Below are 14,278 nucleotides of genomic sequence, written 5' to 3' on the forward strand. Positions count from 1 at the left end.
TCTTTTCAATTATATCCAACTTTATCATCATTTTTTATTTTCAAAATTAATGCTCATGTCTATGATGAATATCCGGTGAATGTGGATGTGTATGTTCTATAGCCTTGTGTGTATGCATATGTGAATGATATCCATTTATGATAACCTGATCAGGCGTATGTTCATGATTATGATGACCATCACTATGATTATGCCTATGTTCATGCTGTATGGCTCTATGAATATGAGTGTGATAATGTTCTTCCTTTAATAAAAGAACTGTTCCTATAATCATAATGGGAAGTGATATAAAAAACATAACACTTGGAGTGTCTTTTAATAAAATAAAAGATAAAATAACTCCAATAAATGGCGCTGTTCCATATAATGCACTTGTTCTTGTACTTCCTAAATCCCTCATAGCAAATACAAATAATACTATACTTAAACCATAGCAAAAAAATCCTATAATCATAGCAGATATTGAAATTGTTAAACTTGGTATTTGATTACCAAGTATCATAGCTAGAATGAATGAAAAAGAACCTGATATAATTCCTTTTATTGTTACAATGGAAAAAGGATTTTTTGCAGAAATATTTCTTGTAAAATTATTATCTATTCCCCAGCAAAAACAAGCCAATATAATTCCAAAAGAACCTATAGAAAATCCCCATTGATTTTTAAAATCCCAGGACAAAATAATACTTGCCATAGTAATTAATATTACAGCACTTAAAATTTGTTTTCCTGCACTTTCTTTAAAAAATACTACTGCAATTATGGTAGTTGCCACCCCTTCAAAATTTAACAACAGTGAAGCAGTTGAGGCCGGAGTTACTTTAAGACAGTTTAGCAAAATAATAGGTGCTATAATTCCTCCTGCAATACTTGCACCTAAAAGCCAGGGAAAATCCTTTTTTTTCAAAGGTGCTTCGTCTAAGGCTTGTTTTTTAACAAGTGAAGTTACAATCTGGAATATTAACAAGCCAACTCCACTACCAAAATATAAAAATGCAGCAAGAGGAATAGGATCAATTTTACCTAAAAGCATCTTGGTTATAGGTGCACTGGCTCCAAATAAAATTGCGGATACTAATGCCATCATAATTGGATAAGCTTTTGATTTATTCATTATACTCTCCTCTCATATATAGTTAAAATTATGATATTAATTCAATTATAACAATAATTATGAATTCATTAACACAATCATTAAAAATATCACTATATAATTTTTCTCATAAAATTAAAACAATTTGAGGATAACATAACTTTTCGTTAAGTTTTCTTCAAATTGCTTTATTTAATCTTTATGGAATAAGCTTTTTTAAATAGCCTTGTACAAATTTCTAGCTAATTACTGATTCTGTAGTTCGTTTTTCACTTTTAAGCTTCTCGTTTTCTATTTTTTTTCTTTCTACTAATCTTCCCATAAAAAATGCTATGATACCGACACCAATACCTGTTTGTACACAAAATAATAAGCTTTCAATTTCACCTGGTAATTCTCCACCAATCCAAGTTTCCATAACAGGTGTAAACCAAGGATGATACTCTTTACCTGTAATTTGCGAAACTACTTTACTTCCTGCATCATCTGATCCTCCAAATTCAGCTCCTCTCAATGTAAATAATGGTATAAGAGCAATCAATGCAGCAATAACCAATAAAGTGATAACCTTCTTTTTTGTCTTTGCCATTAATTTTCACCTCTCTTTAAAAATCCAATAACTGTTAGTTCGGATTTTGCATATGTTTCAAGACCCATAACAATTACAACAGTAAGAATGCCTTCGATAACTGCAAGTGGAAGCTGTGTTGGTGCAAATACTGCAAGAAATTTAGCTGCAGATGCCATAACTCCACCACTTTGAGAAGGATATGCAAGTGCAAGCTGAATACTAGTTACACAATAAGTAAATAAGTCACCAATTGATGCTGCTATAAAAATACCTACATTTTTATTAACTTTCATATTCTGACATAATTTATAGATTCCATAAGAAACTAAGGGACCTGCAATAGCCATAGAAAAAGTGTTAGCACCAAGAGTTGTAAGTCCACCATGAGCAAGTAAAATTGCTTGAAAAACCAAGCAAATGATACCTAGTATACTTACTGCAGATGGTCCAAATAAAATTGCAGCAAGTCCTGTACCCGTCATGTGAGAACAGCTTCCTGTTACTGACGGAATTTTTAAAGATGAAAGTACAAAAATAAATGCACCTGTCATAGCAAGAATGGTCATAGATTTACGGTTTTCAGATAATGTCTTTTTAATTGATAAGTAACCCAATACTAAGAATGGAACACAAATGGCCCCCCATGCAATACAAAATTTTGGTGGAAGATAACCTTCCATAATGTGCATTGCATTTGCCACTGGAACTACTCCAAAGGTCAATGCAAAGACTGTAATAATAGTTAAGAGCTTCTTTTCTTTTTTGTTCATTTTATTTTCCTCCTTATGTTAAGTTAATTTATATTTAATCTAAGCCAAAGCACCTAGAAAAGACATCTGTTTTTCAAGCATTTTATTAAATTCTTCAGTATTTTTAGGATAAAACTTTGTATCTTTTATAAAATGATTTTCTACAAGGGATTCATAAACCTCCAGCATAGTTGGCTGCTTTAAATTTGCCTGTTTTAAAACTTCCTTGTTTTTGAAAATTTCTAGTGGTGTTCCATCTGCTATAATTTTTCCATGGCAGAATACAAGAACTCTTTCCGCCCATCTGTAGGTGAAATCTACATCATGAGTTGAAATAAGCATTGTCTTACCTTCAAAAGCAAGCTTGTCTAAAACTTCTTCTAACATCATGGCATTTAAAGGGTCTAGTGCTGCTGTAGGTTCGTCGAAAATAACGATTTCTGATTTCATAGCAATAATATCTGCAATAGTAACTCTTTTCTTCTCGCCGCCGCTCAAATAATGAGGAGGTCGATCCTTGAAGTCAGAAATATTCATATATGTGAGAGCTTCATCAACTCTCTTTTTTACTTCTTCCTTTGGAAGTTTTAAATTCATAGGTCCAAATCCAACTTCTGCCATAACCGTAGATGCAATAATTTGGTTATCTGCATCCTGAAATACAATTCCAATGTTCTTTCTAAGCTCCTTTAAATTCTTCTTATTAACCACTGTATTCCGATAAATGACTTTTCCACGTTCTGGTGTAAATACGCCATTAATATTCAAGAAAAATGTAGATTTTCCAGATCCATTGGAGCCAATAACAGCAATTTTTTCACCTTCATGAATATCCACACTTACACTCTTCAATGCAACTTTTCCACTTCCATAAACATAATGCAAATCTTCAACCTTTAATATTGTTTTTTCCATAATAGCTCCCCCTTATCTCGTAAAACTCCATATTACAATTAAAAAAATTATGAATGCTGCTGCTGAAACAATATGTATTGTTTCCACCTTTTTATCTTCCTCATAAAATATTAGTTCCCCATCATAGCATCTGGCCTCCATAGCATCATAATATGAATTTGCCTTTTTCAGTGAAGTAACCAGCATATTACTTGCAATACTTCCAAATGTATAACAGGAGGTTTTAAAATCACAGTATCCCTCACGAGACTCTGCAGAGTTTTTCATCTTACTATATACATCCATTAAAATAAAAATATATCTATAAATCATATTCATAAGTTCTATAATAAGCTTTGGCACATGTGCTTTGCGAAGTACATAGATAATTTCAGAGGATGGAGTTGATAATGTCATCATCTGCAGTGCACTAATAGCTGCAAAAACCTTTAATATCAAAAATACAGCTTCCTTAAGTTTTAAATTAGAAGTGAATACATAGGCAAAACCAAGATACAGATTATATTGTCCTAAGGGCTGCCTTGAAAAATCAATGGCAATAGTAAAAGTACCCAATAAAATAAATGCTACGGGAATTGTCATTATTGACAAATATTCATGTAATGGAAGTTTCCCTTTTACAACTGTCACATAGGTCATTGCAATAATCACCATAATGGATACATATGGATTGTTAAGTACAATGCAAAGAATTAATATCAAAACAGAAAGTGCTACTTTAAAGGTAGGATTCCAATGTCTTATTTTTGAACTATAAGAATAAAAGTCAATAGAAAATCCTTCACCGTGTTTATGACCAATTCTATGATTGTGGTTTTTATTTTCATGATTATGATCATCATTATTTCCAATTTTAAAGAAAAACAAAGCTATCAAAAACATAATGCATAAAATAATAATTGTTTCCATATCGCACCTTCTTTCAATTTTTATCCATGTCAAAATAATGGTTTTTAAAATTCCTATTTTTTAAGTTTCTATATTATATTTGGAATACTTTTGGCTTTGATACTTATTTTCTTTACGAAATCAATTATTTCTTCAATTGAAGTCGTTTTATTTTCATAATTTTCATCAGATCTCTCAATCATAATTATTTTAATTCCTAATTTTCTAGCTGCACTTATTTTTTCTATAACGCCCCCGGTATTACCACTATCTTTTGTCACTAAAACAGAAGCATTGCAATACTTAAATATCTCCTCATTTAACTTTTCACTGAATGGTCCTTTCATTGCTATTATATTTCTTGAATTGAATCCCAGTTCTTCACATTTTTTTAACACCATCCAATCTGGAAGCACTCTAAGGTATACTCTGTTTCGATAGTCAGGAATCTTAGTGAAGGTTTCAATTTTTTTACTTCCTACCGTTAGTACGATATTACCTTCATATTCCAGGATGCGTTCATATGCTTCTTTATAATTTTTTACCTTTACAACGTCATAATCCTCATATACTACCTTTTCTCTTAGAAACCTAATATATGGTATTTCAGTCAGTTTACAAGCACTTATTACATTTCTAGATATGTCTACTGAAAAAGGATTAGAAGCGTCAATTATACACTTTGGCTGTACTTTATCTATCATATCAATGACGCTAAACTTATTGATCTTTCCCTGATAAATATCAATACTATCATCATGATCAATCAACTCACTGCCTAACTTAGTGGTGACCATTACGGTAACCTTTTCACCAATTTTATAAAGCTTGTTTATTATTTGCTTAGCATCCATTGTTCCTGCAATAACTAATACGTCTGACATAATTACCTCCAAAAATATTAAAAATAAATCATATATATAAAAAAAACTCATTGTCTCTCAAAAGACAATGAGTTAATACTAAAAATAGGCACACTGTATTAAACCTCCTCTATCTCTCGTAGAGTAACAGGTATTAAAACAGGCAGGTATTCTGGCTCAAGCATCATCATCACCTCTTGCCTTCCCGATTATTCAGTGGCATTCTCAGAGGGACTCCTCTTTTACAGCGGCGGGACCGCGTGGGATTTTCACCCATCTTCCCTTTTCACCGATTTGTAACACTTCTTGATTACAATCGACACCTATTTAAACTATTATATTGTTCAAAAATATACAAATTCTATCAAAATTTAATCTTTATCACACTAAATCTTCATATAAAAATTACCATATTACATGTTTATATAATATCTATTAAATATATTTTTGTCAATATTTTATACAAAATCCAAGAAATTTTTACTATATTAGTCAATATGTCATACGAACTTTCATAAATCCAAGTTCTATATGTTATAAAAAAAGGTACACTTACTAAAAAGTAAGTGTAAAGTAAGTTTTATAAAGGGATTAAATATATTTAAATTAACACTATATAATAAAAGAGGCTCCTTTCGAAGTCTCTAATAAACAATTATAAAATACATATTCTGCTGCATCTAATACTGCTAATTTTAAGTTAAACTCAAAATACAACGGTATTAAAATGACACTATTTATGCATTTTCTCTCCCTCCGAAAGACTATGACAAAAGCAATAGGTAGGTCTCCTGACTCACGGGTCTTCCTTATTCTTCCTTCCCAGAGAGATATCTCTCCAGTGGACATAGAACTTGTCTCCGTATACAGTAGCGGGGGCTGCAGTGGATTTTCACCACTTTCCCTTTTAATTAATAAATAAACCTAATACTTTATTATTTAATTTTACAATAATAATTGTATATCTATTTTTGAATTATGTCAATCTTTTTATAATTTAAAATATTTTATCAACCTTAATAATTTATTCCTATAACTTTATCCATAAAATATTCTCTATTAGGATACATATGTCTTCTTATTGTTTCTACTAATTGTTCAGTTCTAGTAGATTTCAATAGATAATCATTTGCCCCTATCCTTATGGCTTTTTGTACAAGATAAAAATCTTCACAAGCACTTACAAATATGATAATTTTATTTTCATCTCTGTTTTTTATTAATTCTGCTGCACGTAATCCATCTAGTATTGGCATTTTTATATCCATAAGAATAATATCAGGATTCAGTTTTTCATTCATTAGAATTGCTTCTTTTCCATTACAGGCTTCTCCAACAATATCAGCCTGATGTATTCCATTTAGTATAATCATTTTAGAAATTTTTCTTTCAAAGTATTCATCATCAACAATTAATATTTTACACATAGTAGTTCTCCTCCACTTTCCCTTTTACCTTCTAATAACATGAAATTATAGAAGTTCAATGTCTAACGAAACACCTTTTTATGACTAAAACATAAAATTTCTCTACAATGAAAAATCCTTTTAACGAAAACGTTAAAAGGAAATAATACAACAAAACTTGTTCAATCATACAGAATCAACAAAAACATCATTATAACACTTCCCCTATCGCTCGTAGAGATATTTGTGTAAAACATAGGTAGGTCTTCTGACTCAAGATTCATCATTTTAGCACGCCTTCCCAATACATAAGTGGCATAATGCACTAAAACTCATCTATTACAGCTACGGGATAGTTCAGGATTTTCACCTGATTCCCTTTTAATTAATCAAAATAGATTAAACCTATATTTTTTGCTTATTCAATTTAATCTTAATTTATACCTATTAGTCATTAATGTCAATAATATAATTAAATTTTATTATTAAACTTTCACTCTCTTATTAGGATTATTTATAGGTATAGATGCTATTAATTTTTTGGTATAAGAATTTTTGATCTTATATGCTTTGTCTTCATTATCTATTTTTTCTACTATTGCCCCTTTATACATTACCATTATCCTGGAGCAAAGATATTTTACTGCACTTATATCATGCGAAATAAATAATACCCCCATACTATTTACCTTTATTAACCTTTTTAACATATCTAAAATAGCTGCTTGAGTACAAATATCTAAGCTAGATATAATTTCATCACATATCAAAAATTCAGGTTCTAAAAGCAGTGCTCTGCATATGTTTATTCTCTGTCTCTCCCCACCACTAATATCTAGTGGATATTTAGTTAATATTTCATTTTTTAAATTGGCAAAGGAGATTATATCTTCAATTTTTTTAATTTTTTCATTTTTAGAGATATTACAATGATTATTTAAAGGCTCAAGTAAAGAATCCAATACCTTCATATTTGGATTAAGTGAAGTCATGGTATCCTGAAAAATTATTTGACAACTTTTCCTAAAGGATTTTATTTTTTCTCCTTTAAAACTCCAAATATCGCTGCCTCTAAAATTTACGCAGCCTTCAGTAGGTTTCTCTAATCTCATTATTAAACGTGAAAGAGTACTTTTTCCACATCCACTCTCTCCCACTAATCCAACTACTTCTCCAATATCTACATTAAAGGAAGCATCATTTACAGCCTTTATACTTTCATCATGAGATTTAATCAATGATAATTTAGTTTTATATACTTTAGATAGGTTATTTACTTCTATTAACATACTTCCAATACCTCTCTATCAAAAGTTGCCTTTATCAACGAAATTGTATAAGAATGCTTAGGCTTATTAAAAATCTCAAATATATTGCCTTTTTCAACTATAGAACCATCCTTCATTACAATTACTTCATCAGCCATTTCTGCTACTACTCCAAAATCATGTGTTATCATAAGTATTGTTGTATTAAACTTTTTTTGTATAAGCTTAAATTGTTTTAATATTTCCTTTTGTGTAGTTACATCTAACGCTGTTGTAGGCTCATCAGCTATTATTATTTCAGGCTCCATAAATATTGCTGCAGCAATCATCATTCTTTGAATCATACCACCACTTAATTGAAAGGGATACTGCTTCAAAATTACAGCTGGATCTTCTAAATTAAGATTTTCCATTATACTACAAATTTTACTTTCAAATTCTTTTCTATCTATAGTCATATTACTTGATATTAAATCATAAATCTGTGTTTCCATAGTTAATGATGGATTAAAACAATTTATAGGATTTTGAAATATAGAAAATATCTTTTTTCCTCTAACCTCTCTTATTTCTCCATCTGTCATTTTAATAAGGTCTTGTCCATTAAATAGTATACTTCCTCCTGAAATATAGGCACTTTTAGGAAGCATTTTTATAATAGACATAGCTGTCATACTTTTACCGCTGCCACTTTGTCCTACAATACAAGTTATTTTACTTTTTTTCACTTCAAAATTTATTCCTTTAACTACTTCTTTAATTCCTTTTTCAATTTTAAAAACAGTATTCAATTCTTTAACTTCTAAAATATTTTCCAAAATCTCACCTCTTATTTCAAATTTAAATTTTAAGATTCTACTTTCTTACCAATGCATATATAGTATTCATTGAAAAAGCTAGTAACTTGATGTACTGCTCTTTAGAGACTTTTCAAGAGCATATACAATAATAGGTATTAGAATAATTTGTATCACTATACCAGGTAAACCTTCAATAAAAAGTCCACTTGTCACTATACTCAATTTAAAAGGCTTGCTCATTATAATGTGAAGTAATACAAAAGTTCCTAATATATTTATTAATCTGCCTAAAATCATGCCTGAAATTAAGGAAGGATATATGCTCATCTTAAATTTGTTATAAAATATTGAAATAAATAATCCATAAGAAGCAAGTTCAAAAATCATTATATAAACAAATGGAAATGGCGGCATTCCTGTAAAGGCATGACTAAGTAGTGGCATTAATACCCCTACACACAATGCATAATAAGGCTCTAAAACAAATGCTCCAATTAAAATTGGAATATGCATTGGTAAAAATATACTACCTGCATCTCTTACACCATGAAACAAAAAAGGAAGTATTAAGCCTAAAGCTATAAGTAAGGCTCCTCTTATCATTTGCTGTAAGTTTGAAACTCTTTTCATATATAAAACCCCTCTCTAATCTATCTATTTTATCTATGCATAAGTAACTTTCTTTTTTAAATACTCACCAATAAAGTTAATACACAACATAGAAATTATTATGGTGATACCAGGGAAAACAACCACCCACCAAGCTCCTGATAAAATATCATTTTGTGCATTATTGAGCATGTTTCCCCAGGAAGGTGTGCCTTGAGGTACTCCTATTCCTAAAAAACTCATAGATACCTCCATAAATATGGACTGAGCACAATTTAAAGTAGCTATTACAACAATGGCTGGCATACTATTTTTAAGAAGATGGTTGATTAATATCTTCCAAGTAGGTGTTCCCATAACAATAGCAGCTTTAACAAAATTCTTATCCCTAAGTTCTGCAAATTGTGATCTCACTATTCTTGCAGTAGCAAGCCATGATGTGCATCCTATTACTAATATAATACTTACAAGACCACCTCTTATAATGGTTTGAAGTGCAAGCATTATTATTAGAGCAGGTATAGCAAGAAATGTATCCAAAAGTCTCATCATACAGTTATCTAATCTTCCTCCAAAATAGCCGCTTATTCCTCCATATAGGATTCCTATTGTAGTTGATATTATTACGGAGAAAATTCCAACACTAAGTGAAACTCTTCCTCCATATAGGATTCTTGAAAATATATCTCTTCCCATGGCATCAGTGCCCATTATGTTAGAATTACTTGGACCTTGAAGTACCTTTGATAAATTTACATCATAAGGACTATTATGAGCTATAAAAGGAGCAAAAATTGCTCCAAAAATTACGATTAAAAGTATAGTTATCCATACAACATGTGATTTATTTTTCATTATGTCACCTGCTTTCTCAAGGAAGGATTTATAGAAAGCTCTAGTATGTCTGTTATAATTATACTTATAACTACCATTACTCCTGTTATAAAGATAGTTCCCATTAGTAATGGATAATCTTTAGAATTAGCAGCTTTTACACTTATCATACCTAAGCCCGGCCAGGAAAAAACCGTTTCAATCATAACTGATCCCCCAAAGAAACCAGGTATGGTTATACCAAGATAATTTATAAATGGTACTAATGCATTCTTCACAATTCCTTTCATTATCTTTCTTTCTTCCATTCCATTTGCTCTACATGCAGTTACATAATGACTGTTGCTCTCTTCCTTAACCTTTTCTTGAACAAACCTTGCATAGGCTCCAACATGTGCAATAACCATTACAGAAACAGGCATTACAAGATGTTTTACCATATCAGCTATATTACCATCTCCATCTACACTTCTGATTCCTGATGAAGGAAATATACCAAGCTGAACTGAAAAAACTATTATGAATAAAAGGGCTAACCAGAAGGAAGGAATAGAATAAAATATAACACTTAATGAGCTTATAAATTTATCCCAAAAGGAACCTTCATTAAAACCTGCCTTCAACCCCAATGTAAGCGATAAAATTAATATTAAAATTATTGAATTTGAAAATAACATTAAAGTATTTGGTATTCTTTCTTTTAATATATCTGTAACCTTTCTTCCTTCCAAATATGAAATTCCAAGATCTCCTTTTAACGTGCTCTTTACCCATTTTACATATCTTTCAGTTACTGGCCTATCAACTCCATAATTTTTATTTATTCTTGTTCTTTCTTCTGTGGTAAGTCTATCTGCTAATGGTCCATATAAAGCTGTAGCCGGATCACCCGGCGCAGCATTAATAATAGCAAAGCTTAATATACTTAGGAAAAATATTACGAGCAATCCTTGAAATATTCTCTTTACTACAAATCTTGAAATCATTGCATCTTCCACTCCTCAGTATTCCATAAGAACCCCTCTCCATGATGTCCTAATATTCTATTGGTACTGTATCCAGAAACCTTCTTATTCACTCCATAAATTGCTGTTAAATAAACATCCATACTAAAAGCAGGATTATCTGCCACTTCCTTTTGAAAATCTGCATAATATTTTTTTCTTTCATTATCATCACTGGCAGTTCTTGCTTTTTCCAAAGCTTCATCTACTTTAGGATCTGAATAATATCCAAAATTATATCCACTTACATGTTCTGCTTGACTTGAATGAAACATTTGGTAAGTGCCATCATCTGCATCAAAGGGACTTCCCCATCCAACTACAAAAGCTTCTGTATCCTTTATCGGCATTGCTTTCGGATCCCTTGCATCAACTTTTATGTCAAAACCAACTTTTTTACCTTGGGATGCTACATAATTGGCAATTTTAACTCTAGTATCATCATTATTTCTTGCAAACAATGTAAACTGAAGTTTTTGACCATCTTTCTCTCTTATACCATCTGCCCCCTTTTTCCATCCTGCCTGCTCTAATAGTTCATTAGCTTTATCTAAGTTATATTCATATTTTTCTACATCAGGATCATTAAATTTATTAAGCTGAATTGGAGAATAGGCTACTTCTCCATAGCCAAGAAGTATTCCATCTACTATGCCTTTTTTATCTGTAGCATAATTTAAAGCTTTTCTAACATTTACATCCTTAAACATTGGTTTTGTTTTAAAGTTAAACATTATACCTCTATAATCTGCTGTAGGTATCTTATTTAAAGCAATCTTACTTTCTTTTTCTAAATTAGCAACCTGATTAGGTTCAATTAAAGTTGCATCCAATTCTCCTGTTTTTAACTGCATTGCTCTAACATTAAAATCTGGTATAAATTTAAGTACAACTTTATCTATATTGCCAGTTTTACCTGATCTGCCTTTATAATCTTTAAATCTTTCTACTGTCAAGCTGCTTCCTTTATCCCATTTTACAAATTTATATGGTCCTGCTCCTATTGGTTTTTGGTTGAATTCTGCTGTATTTATATCTTTTCCTTCTAAAGCATGTTTTGGAACTATTCCCACAGTCATCTTATCTAATAAAGGTGGAAAAGGGTTATTTAATGTAATTTTAACTTCATAATCATTGACAGCTTGTATATCTTTTACTTCTTCAAATTCTGGTTTAAGTTCTGAATTCACCTTATCATCTAATATACTTTTTACAGTAAAGACTACGTCCTCTGCTTTAACTTCTGTATCATCATGAAATTTAATGCCCTTTTTCATTTTGAAATCATATGTAAGTTTATCCTCTGATATAGTATAGGATTCTGCTATTTCTGGCTTGGGCACATCATTTTCATCAAATCTCATAAGTCCTCTAAAGATTAAATCACTGGCAAAAGCATGTGAATCTATCAATATTGGATTTAACTTTTCGTCCTCCAGTTCTGCTCCATAAACTAAAGTCTTTCCTTTAGTTTCATTAGTACTGTTTGCTGCCTGTTCTTTTCCACATCCAGTAAACATTGCTGTAATCACAAACAACATGCTTACTAAAATGCTAGTTATTTTTTTCATTTTTGTTCCCCCTCATATTTTCTACATTTGTCATTTTATTGCCACATGCTTTTATAAAGCATTTTTTATGCCAATACCTTAACCCTTAATATTCATAGAATATACTTTAATATTTATCATTTTGAAATTATAGTTAGTTTTAAAATGATAAAATATATCAAATTGATTTCATATTGAAAATAAATTTTTACAGGAATCTCAAAAATAATATTAGCCTATATCTTAAATTACCATGTAAAATAAGATATAGGCTTTATTGTATAGGAAATAATTTTAATGTATTTATGAAGAATTTTTCATTTTATCACTATTATTTAATTTTTCCTTCTTAACTGAAGCATCCTTAAATAATATTGGCTGTATTCCAAATTCAAGAGCAGCACAAAATGCTGCTGTAACTATTCCTAAGTAACTTTCTACAAAGGCTGCAATATATTCACCTTTTTCACTTTTTTAACCGCTTTTGTCAATACTGGTAACATTATTGCCCCCATAACAGCAAAAGTTGATAGACTTAAATAATTATCTGGAATATTAATAAAAAAAGTCTCCTTAATTTACATACTTTCTTTAGCCTTTTTAAGCATATCATCTGCATTTTGCATCGCCTCTACAGCTTTTTGTATAAATTCCGCAGTTTCTAATTTACCCATTAATTTTGCTTTTTCAACCCATTCTTTAAATCCTTCTTCATGTGACTCATTATGTTCAACCCAATGTCCCAATAATAATTTTAAAGTTTCTTCTTCTTTATTAAGATCTAATTTACAATCACAATCTGCTGATACTTCACGAGTATGACTATGTCCACCATGAACATGTTCATGCGTGTGTTGACCTTCATCTTGGCTATGTTCATCACTATGGTGATATTTGTATTCATTTTTTTCATTGTAAATCATAAGTATACCTCTTCTCTTTATATTTTTTGTCAATTTGAAATTTAAAAATACTCAAGTGTAGGAGGGCTGCTCTTAAGTATTTTTATTTTAGGGTTTTAGGTATAATGTATAAATTTGTTTCAAACTGTACTCATTTATTTTATAAAGCAATTTACATACCAATGCTTCAATCCTTAATATTACGTAGTAAATATTTCAATTGTATCAATTTGAAAATATATTGTTCTTAATTTGATAAAACATTGTAAATCAGTTCTATTTTGATACTATTTAGACAAATTAGCAACTGTCTGAAAATCATGAACTGGTTGACGACAAGAATAAAAATACGATTGTGGATCATATAAACTTCCCCTAAAAAGTGAATATTGGGGATAAAATTCTCATGATTTTTAACGATCAAGGAAGGCTTGTTTTTCTTTCAGACACTTTTTGTACATGCTCATTTATTAAGTGTATCTACGCTTCTTTTTTTCTAACTATTCGATTCTTGCAAACTTACTTTACAATAACCATATGATTTGTTATTCCAATTTTTTCCATATCTTCTCAAAACTTCATTTATTAAAAAATCTTCGCTAACTATTAAAGATATCTAATAATTATGGTTGTTATATCTTTAAACCGTTTAATGGCACATGGTATATTATCTAAAACAGCGGGAAATACAGGCAGCAATATATTAAAGAAATGATAAAGCATATTTTGATTTTCTACTTTTAGGATAACCTTACTATGAAGTTCTTGTATTGTTTGCAATTTGCTAAATTTAGATGGTTCACACATCACATAAATTTTCACAAAA

The 14,278-nt window shown here is 30.3% G+C and carries 15 protein-coding genes, 1 pseudogene and 3 riboswitches; all 16 genes and pseudogenes read right to left on the reverse strand.

Annotation, left to right across the window (positions count from 1 at the left end):
* Positions 1-46: 46 nt before the first annotated feature.
* Positions 47-1,114 (reverse strand): DMT family transporter, encoded by a 1,068-nt coding sequence (locus tag Q6H37_RS19315; protein WP_318735413.1) that lies wholly within the window; start codon positions 1,112-1,114, stop codon positions 47-49.
* Between the two features lie 217 nt (positions 1,115-1,331).
* Complete coding sequence (locus Q6H37_RS19320; protein WP_318735416.1) at positions 1,332-1,682, reverse strand: cobalt transport protein CbiN; 351 nt, start codon at positions 1,680-1,682, stop codon at positions 1,332-1,334.
* Positions 1,682-2,434 (reverse strand): energy-coupling factor ABC transporter permease, encoded by a 753-nt coding sequence (locus Q6H37_RS19325; protein ID WP_318735418.1) that lies wholly within the window; start codon positions 2,432-2,434, stop codon positions 1,682-1,684. The genes Q6H37_RS19320 and Q6H37_RS19325 overlap by 1 nt, the downstream gene beginning before the upstream one ends.
* 39 nt (positions 2,435-2,473) lie before the next feature.
* A complete protein-coding gene (locus tag Q6H37_RS19330) occupies positions 2,474-3,328 on the reverse strand; it encodes an energy-coupling factor ABC transporter ATP-binding protein (RefSeq protein WP_318735420.1) in 855 nt (284 codons plus the stop codon).
* 12 nt (positions 3,329-3,340) lie between these two features.
* Positions 3,341-4,237, reverse strand: coding sequence for a cobalt ECF transporter T component CbiQ (gene cbiQ, locus Q6H37_RS19335; RefSeq protein ID WP_318735423.1), 897 nt, complete (start codon positions 4,235-4,237; stop codon positions 3,341-3,343).
* A 68-nt stretch (positions 4,238-4,305) separates the two neighbouring features.
* Positions 4,306-5,100 (reverse strand): precorrin-6A reductase, encoded by a 795-nt coding sequence (gene cobK, locus Q6H37_RS19340; protein ID WP_318735426.1) that lies wholly within the window; start codon positions 5,098-5,100, stop codon positions 4,306-4,308.
* A 123-nt stretch (positions 5,101-5,223) separates the two neighbouring features.
* Positions 5,224-5,421: riboswitch (cobalamin riboswitch) on the reverse strand.
* Between the two features lie 421 nt (positions 5,422-5,842).
* A riboswitch (cobalamin riboswitch) is annotated at positions 5,843-6,022 on the reverse strand.
* A 73-nt stretch (positions 6,023-6,095) separates the two neighbouring features.
* A complete protein-coding gene (locus Q6H37_RS19345; RefSeq protein ID WP_318735428.1) occupies positions 6,096-6,506 on the reverse strand; it encodes a response regulator in 411 nt (136 codons plus the stop codon).
* 219 nt (positions 6,507-6,725) lie between these two features.
* Positions 6,726-6,909, reverse strand: a riboswitch (cobalamin riboswitch).
* Positions 6,910-6,970: 61 nt separating this feature from the next.
* The gene (locus tag Q6H37_RS19350; RefSeq protein WP_318735431.1) at positions 6,971-7,774 is read right to left on the reverse strand and encodes a dipeptide/oligopeptide/nickel ABC transporter ATP-binding protein; all 804 of its coding nucleotides are present in this window, start codon (positions 7,772-7,774) and stop codon (positions 6,971-6,973) included.
* On the reverse strand, positions 7,768-8,571 hold the full coding sequence (locus Q6H37_RS19355) for an ABC transporter ATP-binding protein (protein WP_318735433.1): 804 nt from the start codon (positions 8,569-8,571) through the stop codon (positions 7,768-7,770). The genes Q6H37_RS19350 and Q6H37_RS19355 overlap by 7 nt, the downstream gene beginning before the upstream one ends.
* A 78-nt stretch (positions 8,572-8,649) precedes the next feature.
* Positions 8,650-9,183 (reverse strand): ECF transporter S component, encoded by a 534-nt coding sequence (locus tag Q6H37_RS19360; RefSeq protein ID WP_318735435.1) that lies wholly within the window; start codon positions 9,181-9,183, stop codon positions 8,650-8,652.
* A 33-nt stretch (positions 9,184-9,216) separates the two neighbouring features.
* Entirely contained in the window at positions 9,217-10,017 is an 801-nt protein-coding gene (locus tag Q6H37_RS19365) for an ABC transporter permease (protein WP_318735438.1), read from the reverse strand.
* Positions 10,017-10,982, reverse strand: a complete 966-nt coding sequence (locus Q6H37_RS19370) for an ABC transporter permease (RefSeq protein WP_318735441.1) — start codon at positions 10,980-10,982, stop codon at positions 10,017-10,019. The genes Q6H37_RS19365 and Q6H37_RS19370 overlap by 1 nt, the downstream gene beginning before the upstream one ends.
* Entirely contained in the window at positions 10,979-12,571 is a 1,593-nt protein-coding gene (locus Q6H37_RS19375) for an ABC transporter substrate-binding protein (protein WP_318735444.1), read from the reverse strand. The genes Q6H37_RS19370 and Q6H37_RS19375 overlap by 4 nt, the downstream gene beginning before the upstream one ends.
* Before the next feature lie 333 nt (positions 12,572-12,904).
* Positions 12,905-13,024: pseudogene (locus tag Q6H37_RS29605) on the reverse strand (cobalamin biosynthesis protein CbiM); the annotation flags it as partial.
* Between the two features lie 104 nt (positions 13,025-13,128).
* On the reverse strand, positions 13,129-13,473 hold the full coding sequence (locus tag Q6H37_RS19380) for a hypothetical protein (protein WP_318735447.1): 345 nt from the start codon (positions 13,471-13,473) through the stop codon (positions 13,129-13,131).
* 585 nt (positions 13,474-14,058) lie between these two features.
* Positions 14,059-14,274: a hypothetical protein gene (locus tag Q6H37_RS19385; RefSeq protein WP_318735449.1), complete on the reverse strand. Its 216-nt coding sequence runs from the start codon at positions 14,272-14,274 to the stop codon at positions 14,059-14,061.
* Between the last annotated feature and the right edge of the window lie 4 nt (positions 14,275-14,278).

This window comes from Clostridium sp. JS66 (assembly GCF_033561535.1).
GTDB lineage: Bacteria > Bacillota > Clostridia > Clostridiales > Clostridiaceae > Clostridium_AM > Clostridium_AM carboxidivorans.